Source organism: Chryseobacterium sp. X308, from assembly GCF_020733145.1.
Classification (GTDB): domain Bacteria; phylum Bacteroidota; class Bacteroidia; order Flavobacteriales; family Weeksellaceae; genus Chryseobacterium; species Chryseobacterium cupriresistens.
Window position 1 is genome coordinate 18,771 of sequence record NZ_JAJFZH010000005.1, and the last position, 21,220, is coordinate 39,990.

Consider the following 21,220-nt stretch of genomic DNA (forward strand, 5'->3'; position numbering starts at 1 on the left):
TTAATTGCATTTTTAGTAGCAATACTTAACCAATAAATAAAATACACAATTAAAGTTATCAATATTTTTAACTTTTTTTAACTTTCAAAACAATCATTAAGGTGCGCTTTTTGCACTCATTAAGTATCGATTACCAATATATTTTTACTAAGATTAAGAAGAGGAGAAGAAGAAAACAACACCAAAAACAACTATTATGGTTATCGACGAAAACATTTTGATTTCAGCGGGAGCAGAAACGAGACACTACAGCCCTTCAGAAGTGATATTCTGTGAGGGGGATATTCCTAATTATTATTACCAGATTATTAACGGAGAAGTAAAACTCAATAATTATAATGAGGAAGGAAAAGAATTTATTCAGAATATTTTATCCGACGGAGAAAGCTGTGGAGAATCTATTCTTTTTATAGAGAAACCTTATCCTATGAATGCTGAAGCTATTACAGACTCTACTGTTTTAAGGCTTCATAAATCCATTTTTTTCAATCTGCTGAACCAAAACCCCGAATTATACATGGAGGTCAACAGTTTTCTCTCCGAACGCCTTTACTATAAATTCATCATGATGCAGAATCTTTCATCGCAAAATCCTTCAATACGACTCAGAGGACTGATGGATTATCTGAAGAGTTTCCAGAAAGATGCACGTCCTTATTCATTCCTGATTCCTTTAACTAGACAACAAATGGCTAGTCTTACAGGTTTGTGTGTAGAAACCGCAATAAGGACCATCAAACATATGGAAAGGGATAAAATCGTAAGAATTGAAAATCGTAAAATTTTATATTAGCATTTATTTGACATAGAAAATTTTGTGATTTTTTTCATTTAAATCTTTCTGAAGATATGAAAACGATAAGCTGTATGAATATTAATGAAAGTCTGCTGTACTCCATGAGTGCAGAGGACTGGAACTATAAAAGGCGGGAATTGGTTTTCAAAAAAAAGGATTCCCGGATTATAAGACTTTCCAAAAATATTTTCTTTGAAATGACAGACGGGAATCCTCATCTTTCAATGGAAATGAATGCCTGCTTTTCGCAGGAAATCTACTTTAAAAATTGGGCAGAGCCTTGCATCAGAAAATCCTTTGCGGAGGCAGAAAGGTTTACCGGATTACCTGAAAAGCTATCATCATGAAGACTGCCTAAAATGGTTCCACATTGAATTGACACGACAGCAGATTGCCAATCTTACAGGCATGCGTGTGGAAACATTAAACCGGACTCTTATAAGGATGGAAAAAGCAGACAGTATTATCATAAAAGACAGAAAAATTTTGTATTAATCCGCATTAACATGATCCAGGTCATAAAAAAGTGAATTATTCTGACGTATATTTGAAATATAAATTTTTCAATCCAATTCCTAAACCTTAGTAAAAAAAGGAACGTAAAAAGCATTTGCTTTTATTATCATTTAAAATTACCGACATCCAACTGTTGCCGTCTAATACTAGTCACGGGCTGCAATACACATCACTAAATATTAATAAAAAAAATTCAGTTATGAACACTAGAAATTCAAGAAACCGCAGTTCAAGAGGACAGTCACATTCATCAGAAAACCTTGAAGAAGTATACCAGTTAGGATATGATCATGGTTTCAACGATGCAACCAGAGATGAAGACTATGACGATGATTTTTCAGAATATGAAAATTATTTTGACGATGAAAATGAGGATTATGACGATGACTACGATGAAGATGATTATGATGAATACGACGACGATTATGATGATGATGAAGATTATGACGACGAAGAAGAAGACGATGATGATGATCAGGGAGGCCGTAGAGGTGGAAGAGGTGGTTCCAGAGGCGGAAACGGTAACCAGCAGAGAGACAGCCAGGGAAGATTTACTTCCGGTAGAGGTGGTTCTCGTGGAGGAAACTCCGGTGGTGGTTCCCGCGGACGTTCAAGTTCTGGTTCCGGCTCCAGATCAGGAGGCCGAGGCAGGTCATCATCAGGAGATGGTACTTCAAGAAGAGGTTTCGCTTCCATGAGTAAAGCTGAGCGTACAAGAATAGCCAGAATGGGAGGCCAGGCTTCTCATGGTGGAGGCAGATCTTCAGGCTCAGGCTCCAATTCAGGAAGAGGAGGTTCATCCAGATCAGGAAACAACAGTAACAGCTCAGGAAGAGGAGGCTCGAACTCCAACTCCAATTCAGGAAGTTCAAGAAGAGGATTTGCTGCAATGAGTAAATCTGAGCGTACAAGAATAGCCAGAATGGGAGGCCAGGCTTCCCACGGAGGCGGAAGATCTTCAGGCCGTTCCGGATTCGGAGGCAGACGTAATTCATAATTCTTTTTCCAGGATTGCCTCTTTAGCCATATATAAAGAGGTAATCCTTTAATAACAAACACCATTTACACCATGCCCAATAAAATATTAGAAACCAATACGGCAGTTTCTGCCACCAAAAAAGGTACGGCAGACAAGACAACTGTCAACGAGGATGAAATGAAAAATTCACCCCTTCACAAGTTCTTTGTGAGTGCCCTGAAGGATATTTATTTTGCTGAAAATGCCATTCTGGATGCATTGGAAAAAATGCAGGAAGCAGCTACTGCTGAAGAATTGAAAGATGCTTTTGAAGACCATCACCTTCAGACTCAAAAACATGTTAAACGTTTGGAAAAAGTTTTCAAACTCATTGATGAAAAGCCTGAAAAGAAAGAATGTAAGGCTATCAAAGGGATTATTGAAGAAGGGGAAGAAGTCATCAAAGCTACAGAAGACGGTACCGCAACAAGAGATGTTGCCCTTATTATTGCAGCACAGAAAGTAGAACATTACGAAATTGCCACTTATGGCGGATTGGCCCAGCTTGCCATAACTATGGGACATGATAAGGCAGCCGATCTGCTTGAAAGAACGCTTCAGGAAGAAGAAGACACCGATTCTTATCTTACAGATATTGCAGAAACATCCATCAACTTTGATGCAGAACAGGAAGACTAAACTATGTAATAAGCCATGTAGCTTGTTCTATATGGCTTATTTTAATCATGAAATCAAAATATATGGAATGCCAGAAAATAATAAAAACACTGAGACATAAGGATTTTATAAAAATACCGAATACCGGGAAGTGTTTTGAAGACGGGGCAGCAATCTATGCAAAAGAGATCAAAAAAAATATTTTTCTTTTATTTATTATTCTGAAAGATATTGATATTGAAAATATACAGGCATTAATTGCTCACTTCGACTGCTTCGGCAGTATCGGATTAAAAGAACCGGAGCAGATCATGTTTTATTTATCCATAAAAGATAAAAATGACCTTCATTATTTTGAAAAATATCTGGAAGCTTCTAATAACTAAAAACCATTCTTAAATATGACTTTTGAAAACGACACTTTACAACATTCCGGCCTGAATGATAAAAATAATGCAATAGAGAATGAGTCTTTATTTCCGTCTATTATGAATTCTTACGGAGTTACAGCTTTTCTGATCAAGTCTTTAGAAAAGATTAAAAATAATGCTACCTGTGAAGTCCTGAAAGGAGTGATAGACAATTATATGGAAGAATACATCCTCAATATCCGTGAGTTTCATTTTAATAACACAACGAAAACCACAGATTTGGATGCTGAAATAAGATATGAGTCTCCTGCCTTCACCTTGTATGCCAAAACAGCGTATTACAAAGTTCTGAAGGAAGAAGAATATATCAACAGACTTCTTGAAATTCTGGGAAATAAGACAGATTAATTGCTGCGGCCCCATTATTTACTGCTTTTGAAAGAAAATACACCAACCACAAAAAGATTATGAATATGAACACCAACGAACACAACAAAAAAGCAGAACAGCTGGATCTACACAGCACTTCCAATGAAAATGAAAAGCTGACCACCAATCAGGGCTTAAAGATCAACAACAACCAGGATTCTTTAAAAGCTGGCGAACGTGGCCCTTCATTGCTGGAAGATTTTATCCTGCGGGAAAAGATTACCCACTTTGATCATGAGAGAATTCCCGAAAGAGTAGTGCATGCCAGGGGTTCCGGTGCACATGGCGTTTTTAAGCTTACTAAAAGCCTTGCAGAATACACCAAAGCAAAATTTTTAACAGAGCTGGGAAAAGAAACACCTGTTTTTGTACGGTTTTCAACCGTCGCAGGGAGTAAAGGAAGTACCGATCTCGCTAGAGATGTCCGTGGTTTTGCGGTAAAATTTTATACCGAAGAAGGAAATTATGACCTTGTTGCCAATAATATGCCGGTATTTTTTATTCAGGATGCTATCAAGTTTCCTGATCTCGTACACGCTGTAAAACCGGAACCAGACAATGAAATTCCTCAGGCCGCATCTGCTCATGATACATTCTGGGATTTTATTTCACTGATGCCCGAAAGTATGCACATGATCATGTGGCTGATGAGTGACAGAGCCATTCCGAGAAGTCTGAGAATGATGGAAGGCTTTGGAGTACATTCTTTTAAATTCATCAATGAGGCAGGAAAAGTACATTTTGTAAAATTCCATTTTAAACCTAGGTTAGGTGTTCATTCCGTAGCCTGGAACGAAGCTCAGATGATTTCAGGAGTAGATTCTGATTTCCATAAGCGGGATCTTTGGGAGGCCATTGAAAACGGGGATTATCCGGAATGGGATTTCGGAGTACAGCTCATACCGAAAGAGGATGAGCACAAATTTGATTTCGATCTTCTTGACCCTACCAAAATAGTTCCTGAAGAAGAAGTTCCTGTACAGCTCTTCGGAACGTTAACACTTAACAGAAATCCGGATAATTTCTTTGCAGAAACCGAGCAGATTGCATTTCACCCGGGACATATCATTCCTGGAATAGATTTCACCAATGATCCGCTGCTGCAGGGAAGATTATTTTCATATACCGATACTCAGCTTTCAAGACTGGGATCTCCCAATTTCCATGAAATACCGATCAACAGATCTATCAACACGGTTCATAACAACCAAAGAGATGGTCATATGAGACAGCAGATCGTTAAAGGAAAAAGCAGCTATGAACCGAATTCCATAGGCGGCGGATGTCCTTTCCAGGCGATGATGTCTGAAGGCGGCTTTACCTCCCAGCAGGAAAGAGTTTCCGGAGTGAAGATCAGAGAAAGAAGTAAAAGTTTTGTGGATCATTATTCACAGGCAAAATTATTCTATAACAGCCAGTCTGCACCGGAGAAAACACACCTTCAGAATGCATTGATCTTTGAATTATCAAAAGTAACCCGTCCTGAGATCAGAGAAAGACTGGTAGGACAGCTTGCCTATATTGATACAGACCTTGCCTGGAAGGTAGCAGAAAAATTAGGAGTGGAAGTTAAAAAACTGGAATGGCCCAATCAAAGTCTGCCGGCGGATAGTAACATCATAGACCTTCAAAGCGAAGAAAGAGAACCTCATACAAAGATATCCGATGCTTTAAGTATGAAGAATACGGTTAAAAATACAATTAAGAGCCGTAAAATTGGCTTTATTCTGGCTAATGGCGCTGATGGAGGAGTTGTCAATGATCTTAAAACAAAACTTGAAGCAGAAGGTGCCAGAGTTGAACTGATTGCAACAAGTGTTGCTCCCGTAAAACTGAATGACGGTTCAGAACTGACTCCCAAACATTCTCTTAGCAGTACGGCAAGTGTCTGTTTTGATGCCCTTGCCATCTGCCCGGGAGAAGATTCTGTAAAAGAGCTGATGATTGCTGAAAACAAACATCTGGTTCTGCATTTCATCAATGAAGCTTATAAACACTGTAAAGCAATTTACTTTGGAAAAGATACGGAGGTGCTTTATCACAATTCCAATGTAGCCGCTAAACAACATGAGGATCCCGGAATCATTACATGGGAAGACGGAGATCCGGCAGATAAATTCATCCAGGCAATTGCCCAACACAGAGTCTGGGATCTTGAAAAGGAGAGAAACGCGTAATCATAAAACACCCTTCACACCAACACCAATCACTTTAAATATTTACATTATGAAAGCAGCCGTTTTTCATTCACCAGGTAATATTACCTGTGATACCGTAGAAGATCCCAGAATTCTGGATGAAAATGATATTATTCTGAGAGTGACCTCCACAGCTATTTGTGGCAGTGATCTCCATATGTATTCAGGAGGAATACCGCAGGCCCGGCCCATGGTAATGGGACACGAATTTATGGGTATAGTAGAAGAGACCGGGAAAAATATCAGTCACCTGAAAGCAGGCGACAGGGTAGTAGTTCCTTTTCCCATTGCTTGTGGAAGCTGTTTCTTCTGCCAGCATGATCTTCCCACCGCATGTGAACATAGCAACCCCGATTATTACGGCCCGGAAGGAGGTATTTTTAAAGAAAAAGGCGGAGCTCTGTTCGGATATACCGACCTGTATGGAGGATATGACGGTGGCCAGGCCCAGTATGTAAGAGTTCCCTACGCGAATTTTGGGCCCAGAAAAGTTCCGGAAAACCTTAGTGATGAACAGGTTTTATTTCTTACTGATATTTTCCCAACAGGCTACACAGGAGTGATGTGGGGAGAGCTTAAAGGAGGAGAAACCGTTGCGGTTTTTGGAGCAGGCCCCGTAGGGACAATGGCCACAAAAAGTGCTGTTCTTCATAACGCAAAGAAAGTTATTGTAATTGATACCCTTCAATACAGATTAGACAGAATCAAAATGCTTACAGGATGCGAAACCATTTTGTGGGAAGATGCTGAAAGTACTATTGAACAGATCAGGGATATGACAGACGGGCGGGGTGCAGATCTTTGTATTGAGGCCGTAGGATTTGAACCGGAAAGAAGCTTTATAGACCGGGCAAAAGCTGTTTTAAACTTTGAAAAAGGTTCTATCAAAGTGCTGGAAGCATGCATGAGCGCGGTACGCAGAGGTGGCATTGTTTCTGTTCTGGGAGTTTATCCCGTTAATTATGACAATTTCAGACTTGGACAAATTTTTGACAAGGGAATTACACTTAAAGCAGGACAGTGCAATGTTCATCCTATTATAGACCGGCTTATGGACTATGTCGTGACCGGAAAAATCACTCTTGATGATGTTATTACCCACCGTTTATCTCTTGATGAAGTAAGCAAAGGATACGAAATTTTTGATAAAAAAGAAGACGGATGTGTAAAGGTCGTTCTTGACCCATGGAAGCTGATAGGCTTTTAATATAAATTATCAACCAATCACTCAAAATTTAATAGTATGGACTTTCAAAAAAATCTTCTCGAATATATAAGTCAGTCACTGATGACCACGGATGAAACCATTTCAATTGCGGAAAGTGTTACTTCAGGATGTTTGCAGCTGGCCTTTTCACAGATGCCTAATGCTACTATGTTCTACAAAGGAGGATTGACAGCCTACACATTGCCGGAAAAAGTAAAACTGCTAAAGGTTAACAGACAGGAGGCTGAAGAGTGTGATTGCGTTTCAGAAAATATTGCGGAGACGATGGCTTTAAATGTAGCAAAACTTTATGAATCCGACTGGTCTATTGCCACAACCGGTTACTGTACACCAATCCGTAATTCCGGGTATAAAATTTTTGCCTATTTCTCATTCTCTTACAAAGGTGAGATCATCCTGACTAAAAAACTGGAATTACATCCTAAAACTCAAGCCCTGAATGCCCAGCTATATTACACCGAATTTATTTTGGGGTGTTTTAAAAGTGAACTCAACAGGCTTTTAATCTTAAAATAAATCTATGGAACGCAAAAATCAATATGCACTCATTACAGGTGCTACCAGCGGTATAGGCTACGAACTGGCAAAGAAATTTGCCAGTAACGGATATGATCTTGTTATTGTGGCCAGAGATCATGAAGAGCTGAAAAGAAAAGCCGATGAACTCAAAAATTATGGAGTGAATGTGATCAGCATCTCCAAAAATTTATTCTTGCAGGAAGAAGTCTATTCTCTTTATTCCGAATTAAAAATGAATGGAATAAGCCCTGAAATATTAGTGAATGATGCCGGGCAGGGAGTGTACGGGAAATTTCAGGATACGGATATCCACAGGGAAGTAGACATTGTTCAGTTAAATATCATTTCAGTCATCATATTGACCAAACTGTTTTTAAAGGACCGGCTGCCCGAGGGGTCAGGAAAGATTTTGAATCTGGCATCTGTAGCCAGCAAAGCTCCCGGCCCGTGGCATTCGGTATATCACGGTACTAAAGCATTTGTATTATCATGGTCTGAGGCCATCCGTGAAGAGCTGAAAGATTCCGGAATTACAGTGACGGCTCTTTTACCGGGACCTACCGATACCGATTTCTTTAATAAAGCGGATATGAACAGAAGTAAAATACTTGAAGACCGTGATAATCTGGCATCTCCGGAAGAAGTGGCTGCAGATGGTTATCATGCTTTGATGAATGGTGATGATAAAATAATATCAGGGTTAAAAAACAAACTTTCTGTAGCAATGGCGAATATAGCCAGTGACAGTATGGCGGCTCATAGAATGGCAGAAATGCAGAAACCTTCAACAGAAGAATAAAAAGACTTATGATAGAAAAACTAGACAATAAAACAGTTTTGATTACCGGTGCAGACAGCGGAATAGGAAAGGCTGTTGCCCTTCTTTTTGCCCTGGAAGGTGCAGATATTGCCATTATTTATCATTCCAGTGACAACGACGCCGGAAGAACAAAAGCGGAAATTGAGAATCTGAATAGAAAGTGTCTCATTTTCAAAGGAGATATCAATGATTACGATTTTTGTGAAGAAACGGTAAAAGAAGTGATCTCGGCATTCGGAAAAATTGATATTCTCATCAATAATGCCGGAATTCAGTTTCCTGCAGAAAGTATTGAACAGCTTGAAGAGAAAAACATCAGACAGACCTTTGATTCCAATATTGTCGGAATGATTTTGTTAACAAAAGTAGTATTCCCTTATTTAAAAGAAGGAAGCTGCGTTATCAATACCACTTCCGTTTCCGCCTATCAGGGGCATCCTGAACTCCTTGATTATTCTGCAACAAAAGGCGCTATTGTTTCCTTCACCCGTTCTCTGGCACTGCAGGCAAAACCCAAGGGAATCAGGATCAATGCCGTTGCTCCGGGACCTGTGGCTACACCACTTACCGAAGAAACTTTTGATGAAAAGAAAGAAAATCCCAATAAACCTCCTTTGGAGAGAAATGCTACTCCTGAAGAAATCGCTTTCAGTTTCCTGTTTCTGGCAGGTGATGATGCGTCACAGATTACGGGCCAGGTACTACACCCCAATGGAGGGCTGATAGTAAATGGCTAAAATATATAAAAGTATAAACATAAAAATATTTAAAATATGAAAACTACAGCACTTATTTTAGGCGTTATCAGCCTGTTTGCTTTTACTTCCTGCCGATGTAATATTGATGAAGACGAAAACCAGAAAAGGGATCAGAAAAGCAGTTCGTCCAATACCGATAAATCCGGTCTGCCCGAAAGTGATACCCTGAGTATCAAATAAGTTAACAATAAAAAATTCTGATGATGTACAGAGACGGTGCAAGAAAAAGTATTTGGCAGGAAGAGATCAGAAAATTTTCTACAGAAACGGATCTCAGCTCATTATTTGATGTTGCCATTGTAGGAGGTGGAATTACAGGAGTTTCAACAGCGCTGAAACTTCAGGAATCCGGAAAGAAATGTGTTATCCTCGAAGCAGCCAATATAGGATTTGGAACTACCGGCGGCACAACGGCCCATTTAAACGATTTTTTTGATACAACCTTTAATCAGGCTATCCGTGATTTTGGACTGGATAATGCCAAACTGTATGCACAATCCGGAACTGATGCCATCAGCATTATTGAAGATAATATTCAGAAATATCAGATCAGCTGTGATTTCACAAGAAAGTCAGCTTACCTTTTTGCCCTGGATGAAAAACAGGAAGAACAGTTAAAAGATATTGTAGAAGGAGCAGCCAGGGTAGGTCATGAAATGAGTTATGTGAATGAAATTCCTTTTCCCATCCCATTCAGAGAAGCGGTGCTTATTCCCGGGCAGGGGCATTTTCATCCTGTAAAATATAGTAAAGCGCTCTGCGAAGCTTTTATAAAACTGGGCGGCTCTATTGTAGAAAACTGCCATTGTGAAGAACATGATGAGCAAAATGATTTTGTAGTTTTAAAAACTTCAAAAGGGGAAATAAAGGCCGCAAATGTAGTCTATGCTACCCATATTCCGCCTGGAGTCAATCTTCTTCATTTTACAAACGCTCCCTACAGAAGCTATGCCATGGCTTTTACCATGAAAAATGACAAATATCCGTGGGAGCTTGGTTATGACCTTTGCGAGCCCTATCATTACTACCGTATTCAGAATATTGAAGGTGAAAATCTATTGATTGCAGGAGGTGAAGATCACAAAACAGGACATGCTGATGATACCGGAGAATGTTTTTCAAGACTTGAAAATTATGTCAGAAAATATTTTGAGGTAGAAACAGTCTATTACAGCTGGTCCAGCCAATATTACGAACCAGTGGACGGGTTTCCCTATATAGGAAAACTTCCCGGAAGCAAAGAAAGAATTTTTACAGCTACAGGCTTCAGAGGAAACGGAATGATCTTCGGAACACTTTCGTCACAAATCCTTCATGATCTTATCCTCACAGGAAAAAGTAAATATGGAGATCTGTTCAATCCTTCCAGAATCAAACCTGTTGCAGGATTTTCAGATTTTGTAAAAGAAACGGCAACGGTAGCTTTTGATTTTGTAAAAGATAAAATTTTAACCGAGAAAATTGAGTCTTTTTCTGAAGTCGGTGAAGGTGAAGCGAAAGTGATCAGATATGAATCAGAATCTTATGCTCTTTACAAAGAAAATGACGGCACTTTACATCTGCTCAGAAGTACCTGTCCACACGCAGGATGTGAAGTCCGGTGGAACAGTGCGGAGCTGAGCTGGGATTGCCCATGTCACGGTTCCCGGTTTAATGTCAACGGAAAAATCCTTACCGGACCCACCACAAAGAACCTCCAGAAGGTATTCCCTTATCAAAAACGTGATTCATAAAACTTTAAACCTTAAACTTTAAATATTGAACTCTAACCTTTAAACTCAGAAATATGTCACGCACCAGTTTCCTGTATCGCAACAGCTTAAGTATTGTTCTGATTACTCTGATGATTATTTTTCTTGCAGGACAGTTTTTTATGGGCTGGAAAACAGAAAATAAAGAACTCATTGAAAACGGCCAGCCTGTTTTAAAGATCGGTGAATATATCCATAGCGGTCACTTTATACAGGCTACTTTTGAAAACTGGGAAAGCGAATTTCTCCAGATGATGCTGTATGTTTTATTAACGATTTCTCTGAGGCAAAAAGGCTCCAGTGAATCAAAATCTATGACAGAAGAGGAAGATGTTGACAAAGAACCTGTACCACATCCCAAAGCGCCATGGCCTGTAAAAAAAGGCGGAATATGGCTGAAACTCTACAAACATTCTTTATCAATTGCTTTTGCTCTCCTTTTTCTGGCGAGTTTCATTTTGCATTTCTATGGCAGTCTCAGGGATTTTAATGATGAACAAATGATGAAAGGTAAACCTGCAGTAACGGCCGTTCAATATATTTCAGAATCGCGGTTCTGGTTTGAGTCTTTTCAAAACTGGCAGAGTGAATTCCTGGCGGTTGCTTCCCTGGTTCTTCTCTCTATATGGCTTCGCGAAAAAGGTTCTCCGGAATCAAAACCCGTTGATATGCCTCATGATGAAACGCCTTGATTTTTATTCACTTTCGGCTTTGTCTGCATAATGGCAAAATACGATGATGTAAAAGCGGATAAACTCTGATAGCCCACTTTATAGGCTACTTCACTCAACGTGTACTGTCTGGTATCTATCAGTTCAATACTTTTTAAAATCCTTGTCAGCTGAAGGTATTTCTGTATCGTAATTCCCGTTTCATTTTTAAAAATTCTCTGGAGGCTCCTCACAGACATTTGTGCTTTTTCTGCAAGAGCATCCATGTCCGGATTATATTTAAAATTGGAATTAATTTCATTGCATACAGGAATCAGTCTTGAATCCGTAGGAACAGGAATCTGCAGACTGCTGCTTTCTTTGCAGAAATTGGGAAGGCTTTTTAAAATAGCTTTAAAAAACAGATCCTGTTCTTCGTTTTCATCCAATAACTGGTTCCATTTTGAGGCATACAAAAGCATTTCTTTTAAAACAGCAGGAACAGCAAATACCTGAACATGCCGGTAAAATTCATCTTCAAAAACAGATCTGAACAGGAATACCATCAGATTTACTGTTTGTGCCTCAGAAGTGATCTTATGGGCTTTTTCCGAAGGAATCCATATGACATGATGCTGGGGGACAAGATAAATTTTCTGGTCGATATGGAAGTATTGGTAGCCTTCTTCCACAAAAGTGAGCTGAGCCCGGCTGTGCTTGTGCTCATAATCATCATGTTTCCAGTTTTTTTCACACCATACATAAGCTTCCTTGTTGATAGAATCTACAAAGTGGCTTTCCGTTTTTTCAATCAGTCCGCATTTCATTTTGTCGTTTTGAATGTATATTTTGGCAAATTTAATAAAAACGACAATAGTAATTTTGTACTGTCACTGTCATGGTTACAGGATTTAACACATAAAAAACCTATATCTTATTCAGAATGAAAAAACTATGTCTTTTTTTTATCTTAATTTTATTATCAAATACCACCCACATCATGGCACAAAATAAAGCTAACATACTGGTTCTTATTCATTCGGACAATGGCGGAACCTACGAACTGGCTAAGGAACTCGCCAAAGGAATTGAAAGTGAAAATAACGCAGTTTCCCATATAAAACTTGTCAAAGCATCACAAAATCCAAACCTGAAAAATCTTCCGGTTGCAACACCAGATGAGTTGACCCATTATGACGGAATCGCTTTTGGTTCCCCGGTTTATTTCGGAAATATCAGCACAGGAATGAGTGAATTTTTATCCGGAACTGTTCAGCTCTGGACCAATCATGCGTTGGAAGGAGTTCCGGCTACTGTTTTTATGTCTGCCGGAAGCGGAGCAGGAAAGGAGCTTGCTCTTCAGGCGTTCTGGAACAGCCTTGCCGTCCACGGAATGGTTCTCGTGTCTAATGGAATACGTGGAACAGAAGAACTGAACAAAGCCATTCCGCAAGGAAATACTGTTTTGGGAATTACCAGCATGGCTTCTTTAAAAGATGTGGAAAGACCTACGAAAGGAGAGCGGAATATGGCTGAAATTCAGGGAAGAAATTTTGCAAAAATAACATTGGCATTAAAAGATACGCATCCTAAAAAAATGCTGGTTGTTACGGAAAATCATCAGAATTTTGGTGAAATATTAAAGCAGAAAAACATTATTCTTCCACAGGTTCCAAAACCGGCGGGAAATTATCAGCCGTTCGTCCGTTCCGGAAATCTTGTATTTATCAATCAGGTTGCTTTAAAAAACGGTAAAATTTTCAATCCGGGTAAATTAGGTGTTGAAGTGAATGAGCAGCAGGTAAAAGACGCTGTAAAAGTAACCATGCTGAACGTGATTTCAGTGTTAAATGAAGCTGTAGGTGGAGATTTGAGCAGAGTAAAACAATGCGTGCAGCTTACGGGAATTTTCAATACAAAAGATGATTATACAAAACATGCTGATCTGATGAATGTGGCTTCTGATCTGGCTGTTGAAATCTTCGGGGAAAAAGGAAAACATGCCAGAGCTACCTTGGGAGCTTCTTCCATTCCTGTGGGCTCTTCTGTAGAGATTCAGGCGGTTTTTGAAGTAGAATAATTTCCCAGTCTAAACAACAAAATCACAAATGTTTAAAAACACTTAAGTTAGCTTAAAAAAGTATACAGAAAAATCCGTGTAAATCTGCGAAATCTGTGGGAGAAAATACTTCTTTAACCACAAAAGTTAAAACACTTAAGTGACAGATAGCTGCTGAGAAGCTCAAATAAGTTTAAAAAATATTTGATTTTTTGATTATATAAATATCGTGTAAATCTATGGAAGTTAAAAACCCGAGATAATCTCTGCGATAACTGGGATACTTTGCTCCAGCTGCTCTTCAGAAAGTGCTCCGTAACTTAACCGGAATCCGTTTGCCTGGCTTTTACTGTATTGTTTAGGATGAATAATCTTAATATTTTTTTCCAGTAAAAGCTTTGTTACAGCATCCCAATCCAGCCTTGTTTTGGGAACAATCCAAAAGGCAAGGCCTCCTTCAGGCAATGTAAAGTCAGCAATATCTTTCATGTATTTTGTCAACAGTTCAAAGACAAAATCTCTTTTGTTTTTATAATGAACAGTGGCCTTTCTGATGTGCTTTTTTATGGCTCCTTCCTTAATCAGCTGGAGAACTGCCTGTTCCATGATAACATCTCCATGTACATCAATAATTTTTCTCAGATCACCAATTCTTTTTAATAATTCCTGATTTTTAGTGGCCAGATAACCGATCCTTAAAGCCGGAGCTACCACCTTGCTTAAAGTTCCGATGTACACATAATTGTGCAGTTCGGGAAAGCTTGAAATGGGGAGAATAGGGCGGTATCCGAAGTGAAACTCATTATCATAATCATCTTCAATAATGGTTATATTGTATTGGTTGGACAGCTCAATTAATTGTAATCGTCTTGCCAGACTCAAAGTAACTGTAGTAGGGTATTGTCTGTGAGGAGTAATATACAGGGCTTTAATATTCTGATGTTGCTTTAAAAGCTTTTCAACAGTCTCCATATGGATTCCTTCCTGATCTACAGGGACCGACAAAAGCTTTGCTCCTGCATACTCAAATGCCTGCCATGCAGGCTGATACCCCGGATCTTCTACAATAACCATGTCTCCGGGATTTAAAAGTGTCTGAGCGGTAAGGAACATTCCCATCTGGCTGCCCCTTGTAATGGAAATTTCATTTTCATGAATATGCATTCCACGCTGGTGGTTGAGCATCTGAGAAATCATTTTTCTAAATTCTGTGTCACCATGTTCATTTCCATACCCCATCATCTGCCACTTGGCTTTGATGCCGAAAATTTGTCTGTAGGCTCTGGCCAGCTCTGTCACAGGGGCAATTTTACTGTCGGGATGTCCATCATCGAAATTGATTACAATTCCATTAGACATTACCTGCTGATGAGATGGGTTATGTAATGCCTCTGCATTCTTTTCATGCAAAGCCGGGAGTCTTTCCGATACGAAAATACCTTTCCTTTCTCTGGAAATTACCCACTCTTCATTGATCAGCACCTGATAGGCTTCTACAACAGTATTCCTGTTAATTTTCAAGGTCTGGGCAAGATTTCTGCTTCCCGGAAGTGCGTCTCCGGTTTTTAACCTTCCTGAACGTATATCAGAGATGATCGTATCCGCAATCTGTAGATAAACTGCTTTTTCAAGCTTTTTATCAATTTCTAATTCTAATTTCCAAGGGCGTAACATCTGGACTATCTATTTATATAAAAACTGAATCATTTAAACAGTCCAAAGATAGAATAATTTTGCCATGCAATAAAGCACAAAACCCTAATAATTTAAAATCATGGACAAGAAACAATTCAGTTCTAAAGACTTCCACGAAACCTTTGCAAGACCAAAGTATTTAAAACCGAGTCATTTGATTCATAAAAATGTAGAAAATGCAGGAGAACACAATCAGTTTTCAACAGAAAGGAAACACCCGGTTTTTTTTGTAGATCTTCCGAGTAAAAATGTAAGCATGACGATTGGCGGACTTATCCCAGGACAACAAACCAACAGACACCGCCATACCTATGAAACCGTTTTGTTTGTCATTGAAGGGAAAGGATGGACAGAAGTAGAAGATGAAAGAGTATATTGGGAAGCCGGAGATGCGGTATATATTCCTTCATGGGCATGGCATAAACACCAGAATCTCAGCGATACGGAACCTGCCAAATATATCGCCTGCGAAAATGCGCCTCAGCTGCAGAACTTAGGAGTTGCTTTAAGAGAGGAAGAAGGCAGAGACCTTTAATACCAGAGCTTTAAGCCGTTAAGAATTTTGTATGTTAATTATTGATATCGGATATGACTTTTCCTTTCAAAGCGTAGCTTACTTAATCCTCTTAACAGCTTAATACTTTCTTAATGGTTTAAAATTATTTTCAAATTTTAAAATCAGTAAACATGAAAAATGTTCCATTCAAAGGGATAATTGCTTATCCCATAACACCTTTTGACCAAAATGAAAAAGTAGATATTCCTCTTTTTAAACACCTGGTAGAAAGACTGATCACTTCCGGAAGCCACGGAATTGCTCCATTGGGAAGCACAGGGGTAATGCCTTATTTATCTGACGAAGAAAAAGAAGAAGTTACGGAAGCTACTTTACAGCAGGTAAAAGGCAGAATTCCAACGCTTGTAGGCGTTTCCAACCTTACAACAGAGAAAACCATTCATCATGCTCAGTTCGCAGAAAAAGCAGGAGCCGATGCGGTGATGATCATTCCTATGAGCTACTGGAAACTTACCGATGACGAAATTGTAACGCATTATGATGCGGTAGCACGCAAAATTTCTATTCCGATTATGGCATACAATAATCCGGCAACTAGTGGAGTAGATATGTCTCCTGCTTTGTTGAAAAGGCTGCTTGAAATTCCCAACGTAACGATGATTAAAGAAAGTACAGGAGATGTTCAGAGAATGCATTACCTGAGAAGAGAACTGGGGGAAGATGTTGCATTCTACAACGGTTCCAATCCTTTGGCTCTGGCGGCATTTTCCGCGGGAGCAAGAGGCTGGTGTACAGCAGCTCCTAATCTTATTCCTGAACTGAATATCAGCCTTTATCATGCGGTGGAAGAAGGTGATCTTGAAAAAGCAAAAACGATTTTCTATCAGCAGTTTGACCTTTTAAAATTTATTGTAAACAAAGGATTGCCGCGAGCAGTGAAATCAGGTCTGAATATTCTGGGTGAAGATGGGGGAAATCTGAGAAGCCCTCTGAAACCGCTTCACGAAAAAGAAACCGAAGAATTAAAAAATATTATGAAAACCCTTATCAATCCAGTATAATCTTATGAAAAAATCCATTTTTTACCACGCAGGATGCCCTGTATGTATCAGTGCTGAGCATGATATCGTTAACCTTATAGGTTTGGAAAATGTAGAAATTATCCATTTGGGTAATGACAGAAGCAAAATTGAGGACGCGGAAAAGGCTGGAGTAAAATCTGTATCCGCTTTAGTGACCCCTAACGGCAATGTGCTTCATATTAATTTTGGAGCTTCTATGGAAGAGGTGAAAAATTAACAGTATTAATTTTGTAGTATAAACGGCTCATAAAATTGAGCCGTTTATTTTTTTTCCGCTGTAAAATCTGTGGGAAAATGTATTGCTTATTCAGAGCTTTCTAAATCGTTGCATTTCCTTCCACACCGTCGGAATTATCGGTTTTGTTGCCTGTGATTGCGGCCGCAACAAAACTAAACAGGCTTACTAGTTTTCCTGCTTTAGTATCCCAGTAATAGGTTTCTTTAGGTTCTACACGGATAATCGTAACATTGGGATCGTCTTTACCATCAAACCAGGCCTTAGCCATTGGAGACCATTTATCTTCTATGGTTGCTTTGTCCTTGTAAACAGAAGCTTCTCCATACACCGAAAGATACTGGGAGTCGCTGTTGTTCATAAAAAACAACTGTACTCTCCGGTCTTCTTTGATTTCAAAATTCTTATTGCTGGTTCCACTGCTGATAAACCACAAATTTCCGCTGTCGTCTGTTTCCTGAAGGGTCATAGGTCTTGAATTGATGGGAGTGGTTTCCAGTTCTGTACAGAACATACATATTCTTGCTTTTTCTGACAGTTCTTTGATCTTTTTGATCGCTTCAAGGTGGGTAAGGTTTTCTGTTGACATATTAAATATTTTAAGTGATTAATGTAAATTAAAAGAAATTTATTCAGCAGAATGATGAATAATTTGCTTAAGTCTTTCAAATACCCGACCAAAAAGAAATAAAATGTGGTACCTAAGCTTAATTTATTTATAAAATTCGGCTCAAAGTTAATCTCTCCTTAAAATTATGATCGAAAGATTATTGTTTCTTGCTTAATGTTGTCTGAAGATCACTCCACGCGCCTCCGTTGTATACACGTTTAAATCCTTTTTCTTTCAGAATAATTTCAACTTTTACACTTCGAAGTCCGTGTGAACATACTGTTATATATGTTGTTTCAGGATCCAGTTCTACATACCGTTCTCTGATTGTCCCTAATGAAATATTAATGGAACCTTCTATATGTCCTGTCTGGAATTCCTTTTCAGTTCTTACATCAAGAATAACAGCTCCTTTTCTGATGAGTTTGGGCAATCCGTTGTCCAAGGTCTGCAACCGGTAAACTCTATACACAATGTACAGAATAAAAACTGCACCCAAAATGAGGAGAATACTTTTCATAGCTTGCTCAGTATTTTTTTGTCAATATAAAAGGTTCCGAACGGAATAAAGCAGGCAAGAATTACCTTCCATGTTATTTCTTTAAATTTCCAGTTTTGTTCTACACCCACACTCAACGTATTGAATAGGAAAAGCAGGAATAATGTTCCATGAACAGGGCCGATAAGCCTTACAAACAAGGGATTTCCCATCCAGTATTTCACCGGAACAGCAATAAATACCAAACTCAGGAGTGAAATTCCTTCCAGGATCGCCAGAATTCTCAGTCTGCCGATTTTTGTTTTAAATAAATTGATCATAATTATCTGAAATAAGGTCTGTTTGCAAAAGGAGAAAATGGCCAGGGAATGGCAATGAAAATAATGATCAGCGCACAGGAAAACCAAATGCCCATCGTTTTGAATTTTTCTTTATCTGAAAGCTTTCTTTTAGCCAGCGCAGAACCAATTGTGATAATGACAATCGCTGTAATCATCAGTACGATATGGATTAACCCGAAAAACAGATGTTCAAATGAATCTTTAGCCACATTAAAATGTTTCCAGAAGTATTGAATCACAGGGCTTTTGAGATAAAAAATCATTCCTGTAATCAGTTGGATATGAGCAATTGTAGCGGTCCAGTGTCTCACAGAATTGTCGGCTGCTGTAAATTTACGGTCTGAGAAATATCCTTTAAAAGCCCGGAAAATTGCGTAGATTAAACTTATTAAAACCAGCCAACGGGTTTGGGAATGTAAAAAAGTCAGGGTTTGATACATGGGTTATTTTTTGAACAGAGCAAAGGTAAAACAAAAACATACTAATTAGTATGTTTTTTAATAAAAAAATTACTGAAGGCTTTTAAAATAAGACTTAAGCCCTTTTAAATAAGTGAGATATACTTCTTTTGAGTTTTCAAGTTTGCCCAGATTTCTTACTCCCCAATACCCTGAAATGACAAAAACACTCACTTCTTTTGCACTTACTTCTTTTTTGATTAATCCGGCATTTTTACCTCTTTCAATACTTTCTGCAAGCGCCAGTTCCCATTCTTTTGACAGTTCGTGAAGAGCCTGGGTAAAGGCGTTATGCCATGGAGCCATTTGCTGCACAAAATTAGAAGTAGGGCAGCCGTATTCCACTTTTAAAAAATCATTTTCCATCAAAAGATGGTGCATGATATCATAAATGCTTTTTAAAGGATCCGGATTGTTGTGAAGAGTGTTAATGAAAGTTTTTCTGAAGTTGGGTTTCATCAGATCGTTGATAATTGCCAGCCCCATTTCATCTTTGGTTTTAAAATGATAATAGAAAGCACCTTTCGTCACCTGAGTCGTTGCAATAATTTCATCAATGCTTGTAGTCTGAAAACCTTTCACATAGATCAATTCGAACGCTTTCTGGAGAATAGTAAGACGGGTTGCTTCTGATTTCTTCATTAAAACTGCTGATTATTGTTGCAAAGAAACAAATTTTACAGGGAAAATAAAACTATCATTATTCTGATACTTTGATAGAATTTAAATAATTTTTATAATACAAATATTCATCGGAAATTTGCCTTGTCAATATCAACAAAATTACAAGACAATGAATTTTCAAAAAGAAATACAGATCAATACTGAAGCACAGACAGCCAAAAGAGGTCTTCCTGCTGCTTTATGGGCATTAACAATAAGTGCCTTCGGAATAGGAACTACGGAATTTGTCATTGTAGGACTTCTTCCCACAGTAGCTTCAGACCTTGGAATTACCATTCCTTCAGCAGGGCTTCTGGTAAGTCTTTATGCGATAGGAGTAGCTATCGGAGCACCCATCTTAACAGCACTCACAGGGAAAATGCCGCGTAAGATGCTGCTGGTATCAATCATGCTGTTATTCGTTATTGGAAACGGACTGGCTTCTATTGCTCCCAGCTTTATAACTTTAGTGCTGGCCAGAATACTTACAGGATTGGCGCATGGGGTTTATTTTTCTATAGGTTCTACCATTGCAGCTTCACTGGTTCCTGAAGAGAAAAGAGCTACCGCAATTTCCATCATGTTTGCCGGGCTTACACTCGCCATAGTAACGGGAGTTCCCCTGGGAACATTCATAGGACAGCATTTCGGGTGGAGAGCGACTTTCATCGGCGTTTCGATCCTTGGAATTATCGGATTGATCGCCAGTTTATTATTGGTGCCTAAAAATCTTAAGAATGGAAAAACAGCTTCTTTAAAAAGCCAGTTTAAAGTACTGGGCAACAGACGTCTGATTTTTGCTTTTTTAATGACCGCAATGGGATATGGAGGTACGTTTGTGGTATTTACGTATCTGTCGCCTATTTTACAGAAAATCACAGGGTTTCAGGAATCTACAGTCACTTTTATTCTTCTGATTTATGGAATTGCCATTGCCCTGGGAAACCTGATTGGAGGAAAAGTAGCCAATAAAAATCCTCTGAATGCCCTTTTATGGATGTTTGCTGCACAAGGACTCGTATTGCTGGCATTTTATTTCACCGTAAATAGTCCTGTTTTCAGTATCGTTACACTTTTCCTTCTGGGAGCATTATCATTTGCTTCGGTTCCCGGACTTCAGCTGTTGGTAGTCCAGATTGCAGAAAAAGAACTGCCTGGAACTGAAGACGTTGCTTCGGGGATTAATATTGCTGCTTTTAATATTGGTATTGCCATCGGATCTTATGCAGGTGGAATGATTGTAACATCCTCTTTAGGACTGGCAAGCACACCATGGATAGGAGCTTTGTTCCTGTTGGTTACGGTTTTAATAACCATCTACAGTATCCGTTTAAGCAAGAAAAATATATAGTTTTTTACCCTTGTCAAGGTTTAAAACCTTGACAAGGA

General features: G+C 38.9%; 27 protein-coding genes. 20 read left to right on the forward strand and 7 right to left on the reverse strand.

Features of this window, described 5'->3' with window-relative positions:
• The first annotated feature begins 196 nt into the window (after positions 1-196).
• The 15 genes from LIV57_RS07120 (at position 197) to LIV57_RS07190 (ending at position 11,714) form a co-directional block, all read left to right on the forward strand.
• Positions 197-793, forward strand: a complete 597-nt coding sequence (locus LIV57_RS07120) for a Crp/Fnr family transcriptional regulator (protein ID WP_227942055.1) — start codon at positions 197-199, stop codon at positions 791-793.
• A 56-nt stretch (positions 794-849) separates the two neighbouring features.
• Positions 850-1,143 (forward strand): hypothetical protein, encoded by a 294-nt coding sequence (locus LIV57_RS07125; RefSeq protein ID WP_227942261.1) that lies wholly within the window; start codon positions 850-852, stop codon positions 1,141-1,143.
• Positions 1,031-1,291 (forward strand): helix-turn-helix domain-containing protein, encoded by a 261-nt coding sequence (locus LIV57_RS22965; RefSeq protein WP_227942056.1) that lies wholly within the window; start codon positions 1,031-1,033, stop codon positions 1,289-1,291. Before LIV57_RS07125 ends, LIV57_RS22965 begins: the two co-directional genes overlap by 113 nt.
• Positions 1,292-1,511: 220 nt before the next feature.
• Entirely contained in the window at positions 1,512-2,309 is a 798-nt protein-coding gene (locus tag LIV57_RS07135; RefSeq protein ID WP_227942057.1) for a KGG domain-containing protein, read from the forward strand.
• Positions 2,310-2,381: 72 nt separating this feature from the next.
• Positions 2,382-2,969, forward strand: a complete 588-nt coding sequence (locus LIV57_RS07140) for a ferritin-like domain-containing protein (protein WP_227942058.1) — start codon at positions 2,382-2,384, stop codon at positions 2,967-2,969.
• 47 nt (positions 2,970-3,016) lie between these two features.
• Positions 3,017-3,334: a hypothetical protein gene (locus LIV57_RS07145; protein WP_202840211.1), complete on the forward strand. Its 318-nt coding sequence runs from the start codon at positions 3,017-3,019 to the stop codon at positions 3,332-3,334.
• A 15-nt stretch (positions 3,335-3,349) separates the two neighbouring features.
• Positions 3,350-3,727, forward strand: a complete 378-nt coding sequence (locus LIV57_RS07150) for a hypothetical protein (RefSeq protein ID WP_110008860.1) — start codon at positions 3,350-3,352, stop codon at positions 3,725-3,727.
• Between the two features lie 59 nt (positions 3,728-3,786).
• On the forward strand, positions 3,787-5,925 hold the full coding sequence (locus LIV57_RS07155) for a catalase (RefSeq protein WP_227942059.1): 2,139 nt from the start codon (positions 3,787-3,789) through the stop codon (positions 5,923-5,925).
• A 49-nt stretch (positions 5,926-5,974) separates the two neighbouring features.
• Positions 5,975-7,153 (forward strand): zinc-dependent alcohol dehydrogenase, encoded by a 1,179-nt coding sequence (locus LIV57_RS07160; protein WP_227942060.1) that lies wholly within the window; start codon positions 5,975-5,977, stop codon positions 7,151-7,153.
• Between the two features lie 36 nt (positions 7,154-7,189).
• Positions 7,190-7,690: a CinA family protein gene (locus LIV57_RS07165; RefSeq protein ID WP_202840219.1), complete on the forward strand. Its 501-nt coding sequence runs from the start codon at positions 7,190-7,192 to the stop codon at positions 7,688-7,690.
• 4 nt (positions 7,691-7,694) lie between these two features.
• Complete coding sequence (locus tag LIV57_RS07170) at positions 7,695-8,492, forward strand: SDR family NAD(P)-dependent oxidoreductase (RefSeq protein ID WP_202840221.1); 798 nt, start codon at positions 7,695-7,697, stop codon at positions 8,490-8,492.
• 8 nt (positions 8,493-8,500) lie between these two features.
• Entirely contained in the window at positions 8,501-9,250 is a 750-nt protein-coding gene (locus LIV57_RS07175; protein ID WP_227942061.1) for an SDR family oxidoreductase, read from the forward strand.
• Between the two features lie 36 nt (positions 9,251-9,286).
• On the forward strand, positions 9,287-9,451 hold the full coding sequence (locus LIV57_RS07180) for a hypothetical protein (protein WP_202840226.1): 165 nt from the start codon (positions 9,287-9,289) through the stop codon (positions 9,449-9,451).
• A gap of 20 nt (positions 9,452-9,471) precedes the next feature.
• On the forward strand, positions 9,472-11,004 hold the full coding sequence (locus tag LIV57_RS07185; RefSeq protein WP_227942062.1) for an FAD-dependent oxidoreductase: 1,533 nt from the start codon (positions 9,472-9,474) through the stop codon (positions 11,002-11,004).
• A gap of 53 nt (positions 11,005-11,057) precedes the next feature.
• Positions 11,058-11,714 (forward strand): DUF6766 family protein, encoded by a 657-nt coding sequence (locus LIV57_RS07190; protein WP_227942063.1) that lies wholly within the window; start codon positions 11,058-11,060, stop codon positions 11,712-11,714.
• On the opposite strand, the gene LIV57_RS07195 is transcribed toward LIV57_RS07190, so the two are convergent.
• Positions 11,696-12,499 carry an AraC family transcriptional regulator gene (locus tag LIV57_RS07195; RefSeq protein ID WP_227942064.1) on the reverse strand — a complete coding sequence of 268 codons (804 nt, stop codon included), beginning with the start codon at positions 12,497-12,499 and terminating at the stop codon, positions 11,696-11,698. The two genes, LIV57_RS07190 and LIV57_RS07195, sit on opposite strands and share 19 nt — an antisense overlap.
• 116 nt (positions 12,500-12,615) lie before the next feature.
• Between LIV57_RS07195 and LIV57_RS07200 the strand changes: the two genes are divergently transcribed.
• Positions 12,616-13,752: an Atu1372/SO_1960 family protein gene (locus tag LIV57_RS07200; protein ID WP_227942065.1), complete on the forward strand. Its 1,137-nt coding sequence runs from the start codon at positions 12,616-12,618 to the stop codon at positions 13,750-13,752.
• 225 nt (positions 13,753-13,977) lie between these two features.
• Here LIV57_RS07200 and LIV57_RS07205 read toward each other — a convergent pair whose 3' ends face one another.
• On the reverse strand, positions 13,978-15,405 hold the full coding sequence (locus tag LIV57_RS07205) for a PLP-dependent aminotransferase family protein (protein WP_227942066.1): 1,428 nt from the start codon (positions 15,403-15,405) through the stop codon (positions 13,978-13,980).
• Positions 15,406-15,505: 100 nt separating this feature from the next.
• On the opposite strand from LIV57_RS07205, the gene LIV57_RS07210 reads away from it, so the two are divergent.
• The 3 genes from LIV57_RS07210 to LIV57_RS07220 all read left to right on the forward strand — a co-directional run bounded on the left by LIV57_RS07210 (position 15,506) and on the right by LIV57_RS07220 (position 17,242).
• Positions 15,506-15,961, forward strand: coding sequence for a cupin domain-containing protein (locus LIV57_RS07210; RefSeq protein ID WP_227942067.1), 456 nt, complete (start codon positions 15,506-15,508; stop codon positions 15,959-15,961).
• Between the two features lie 152 nt (positions 15,962-16,113).
• Positions 16,114-17,004: a dihydrodipicolinate synthase family protein gene (locus tag LIV57_RS07215; protein WP_227942068.1), complete on the forward strand. Its 891-nt coding sequence runs from the start codon at positions 16,114-16,116 to the stop codon at positions 17,002-17,004.
• 4 nt (positions 17,005-17,008) lie between these two features.
• Complete coding sequence (locus LIV57_RS07220; protein WP_227942069.1) at positions 17,009-17,242, forward strand: thioredoxin family protein; 234 nt, start codon at positions 17,009-17,011, stop codon at positions 17,240-17,242.
• Positions 17,243-17,342: 100 nt separating this feature from the next.
• Here LIV57_RS07220 and LIV57_RS07225 read toward each other — a convergent pair whose 3' ends face one another.
• The 5 genes from LIV57_RS07225 to LIV57_RS07245 form a co-directional block, all read right to left on the reverse strand.
• Entirely contained in the window at positions 17,343-17,849 is a 507-nt protein-coding gene (locus LIV57_RS07225) for a pyridoxamine 5'-phosphate oxidase family protein (RefSeq protein ID WP_227942070.1), read from the reverse strand.
• 178 nt (positions 17,850-18,027) lie between these two features.
• Positions 18,028-18,390, reverse strand: coding sequence for a rhodanese-like domain-containing protein (locus LIV57_RS07230; protein WP_227942071.1), 363 nt, complete (start codon positions 18,388-18,390; stop codon positions 18,028-18,030).
• Complete coding sequence (locus tag LIV57_RS07235; RefSeq protein WP_227942072.1) at positions 18,387-18,689, reverse strand: DUF3817 domain-containing protein; 303 nt, start codon at positions 18,687-18,689, stop codon at positions 18,387-18,389. Before LIV57_RS07235 ends, LIV57_RS07230 begins: the two co-directional genes overlap by 4 nt.
• 2 nt (positions 18,690-18,691) lie before the next feature.
• The gene (locus LIV57_RS07240; protein ID WP_227942073.1) at positions 18,692-19,150 is read right to left on the reverse strand and encodes a hypothetical protein; all 459 of its coding nucleotides are present in this window, start codon (positions 19,148-19,150) and stop codon (positions 18,692-18,694) included.
• Positions 19,151-19,219: 69 nt separating this feature from the next.
• Entirely contained in the window at positions 19,220-19,810 is a 591-nt protein-coding gene (locus LIV57_RS07245) for a TetR/AcrR family transcriptional regulator (protein WP_227942074.1), read from the reverse strand.
• A gap of 151 nt (positions 19,811-19,961) precedes the next feature.
• Between LIV57_RS07245 and LIV57_RS07250 the strand changes: the two genes are divergently transcribed.
• On the forward strand, positions 19,962-21,182 hold the full coding sequence (locus LIV57_RS07250) for an MFS transporter (protein WP_227942075.1): 1,221 nt from the start codon (positions 19,962-19,964) through the stop codon (positions 21,180-21,182).
• The last annotated feature ends 38 nt before the right edge of the window (positions 21,183-21,220 follow it).

Coding starts and splice junctions, on each gene's coding strand:
- LIV57_RS07120 (WP_227942055.1), top strand. CDS start 197: ATGGTTATCGACGAAAACATTTTGATTTCAGCGGGAGCAGAAACGAGA.
- LIV57_RS07125 (WP_227942261.1), top strand. CDS start 850: ATGAAAACGATAAGCTGTATGAATATTAATGAAAGTCTGCTGTACTCC.
- LIV57_RS22965 (WP_227942056.1), top strand. CDS start 1,031: ATGCCTGCTTTTCGCAGGAAATCTACTTTAAAAATTGGGCAGAGCCTT.
- LIV57_RS07135 (WP_227942057.1), top strand. CDS start 1,512: ATGAACACTAGAAATTCAAGAAACCGCAGTTCAAGAGGACAGTCACAT.
- LIV57_RS07140 (WP_227942058.1), top strand. CDS start 2,382: ATGCCCAATAAAATATTAGAAACCAATACGGCAGTTTCTGCCACCAAA.
- LIV57_RS07145 (WP_202840211.1), top strand. CDS start 3,017: ATGAAATCAAAATATATGGAATGCCAGAAAATAATAAAAACACTGAGA.
- LIV57_RS07150 (WP_110008860.1), top strand. CDS start 3,350: ATGACTTTTGAAAACGACACTTTACAACATTCCGGCCTGAATGATAAA.
- LIV57_RS07155 (WP_227942059.1), top strand. CDS start 3,787: ATGAATATGAACACCAACGAACACAACAAAAAAGCAGAACAGCTGGAT.
- LIV57_RS07160 (WP_227942060.1), top strand. CDS start 5,975: ATGAAAGCAGCCGTTTTTCATTCACCAGGTAATATTACCTGTGATACC.
- LIV57_RS07165 (WP_202840219.1), top strand. CDS start 7,190: ATGGACTTTCAAAAAAATCTTCTCGAATATATAAGTCAGTCACTGATG.
- LIV57_RS07170 (WP_202840221.1), top strand. CDS start 7,695: ATGGAACGCAAAAATCAATATGCACTCATTACAGGTGCTACCAGCGGT.
- LIV57_RS07175 (WP_227942061.1), top strand. CDS start 8,501: ATGATAGAAAAACTAGACAATAAAACAGTTTTGATTACCGGTGCAGAC.
- LIV57_RS07180 (WP_202840226.1), top strand. CDS start 9,287: ATGAAAACTACAGCACTTATTTTAGGCGTTATCAGCCTGTTTGCTTTT.
- LIV57_RS07185 (WP_227942062.1), top strand. CDS start 9,472: ATGATGTACAGAGACGGTGCAAGAAAAAGTATTTGGCAGGAAGAGATC.
- LIV57_RS07190 (WP_227942063.1), top strand. CDS start 11,058: ATGTCACGCACCAGTTTCCTGTATCGCAACAGCTTAAGTATTGTTCTG.
- LIV57_RS07195 (WP_227942064.1), bottom strand. CDS start 12,499: ATGAAATGCGGACTGATTGAAAAAACGGAAAGCCACTTTGTAGATTCT.
- LIV57_RS07200 (WP_227942065.1), top strand. CDS start 12,616: ATGAAAAAACTATGTCTTTTTTTTATCTTAATTTTATTATCAAATACC.
- LIV57_RS07205 (WP_227942066.1), bottom strand. CDS start 15,405: ATGTTACGCCCTTGGAAATTAGAATTAGAAATTGATAAAAAGCTTGAA.
- LIV57_RS07210 (WP_227942067.1), top strand. CDS start 15,506: ATGGACAAGAAACAATTCAGTTCTAAAGACTTCCACGAAACCTTTGCA.
- LIV57_RS07215 (WP_227942068.1), top strand. CDS start 16,114: ATGAAAAATGTTCCATTCAAAGGGATAATTGCTTATCCCATAACACCT.
- LIV57_RS07220 (WP_227942069.1), top strand. CDS start 17,009: ATGAAAAAATCCATTTTTTACCACGCAGGATGCCCTGTATGTATCAGT.
- LIV57_RS07225 (WP_227942070.1), bottom strand. CDS start 17,849: ATGTCAACAGAAAACCTTACCCACCTTGAAGCGATCAAAAAGATCAAA.
- LIV57_RS07230 (WP_227942071.1), bottom strand. CDS start 18,390: ATGAAAAGTATTCTCCTCATTTTGGGTGCAGTTTTTATTCTGTACATT.
- LIV57_RS07235 (WP_227942072.1), bottom strand. CDS start 18,689: ATGATCAATTTATTTAAAACAAAAATCGGCAGACTGAGAATTCTGGCG.
- LIV57_RS07240 (WP_227942073.1), bottom strand. CDS start 19,150: ATGTATCAAACCCTGACTTTTTTACATTCCCAAACCCGTTGGCTGGTT.
- LIV57_RS07245 (WP_227942074.1), bottom strand. CDS start 19,810: ATGAAGAAATCAGAAGCAACCCGTCTTACTATTCTCCAGAAAGCGTTC.
- LIV57_RS07250 (WP_227942075.1), top strand. CDS start 19,962: ATGAATTTTCAAAAAGAAATACAGATCAATACTGAAGCACAGACAGCC.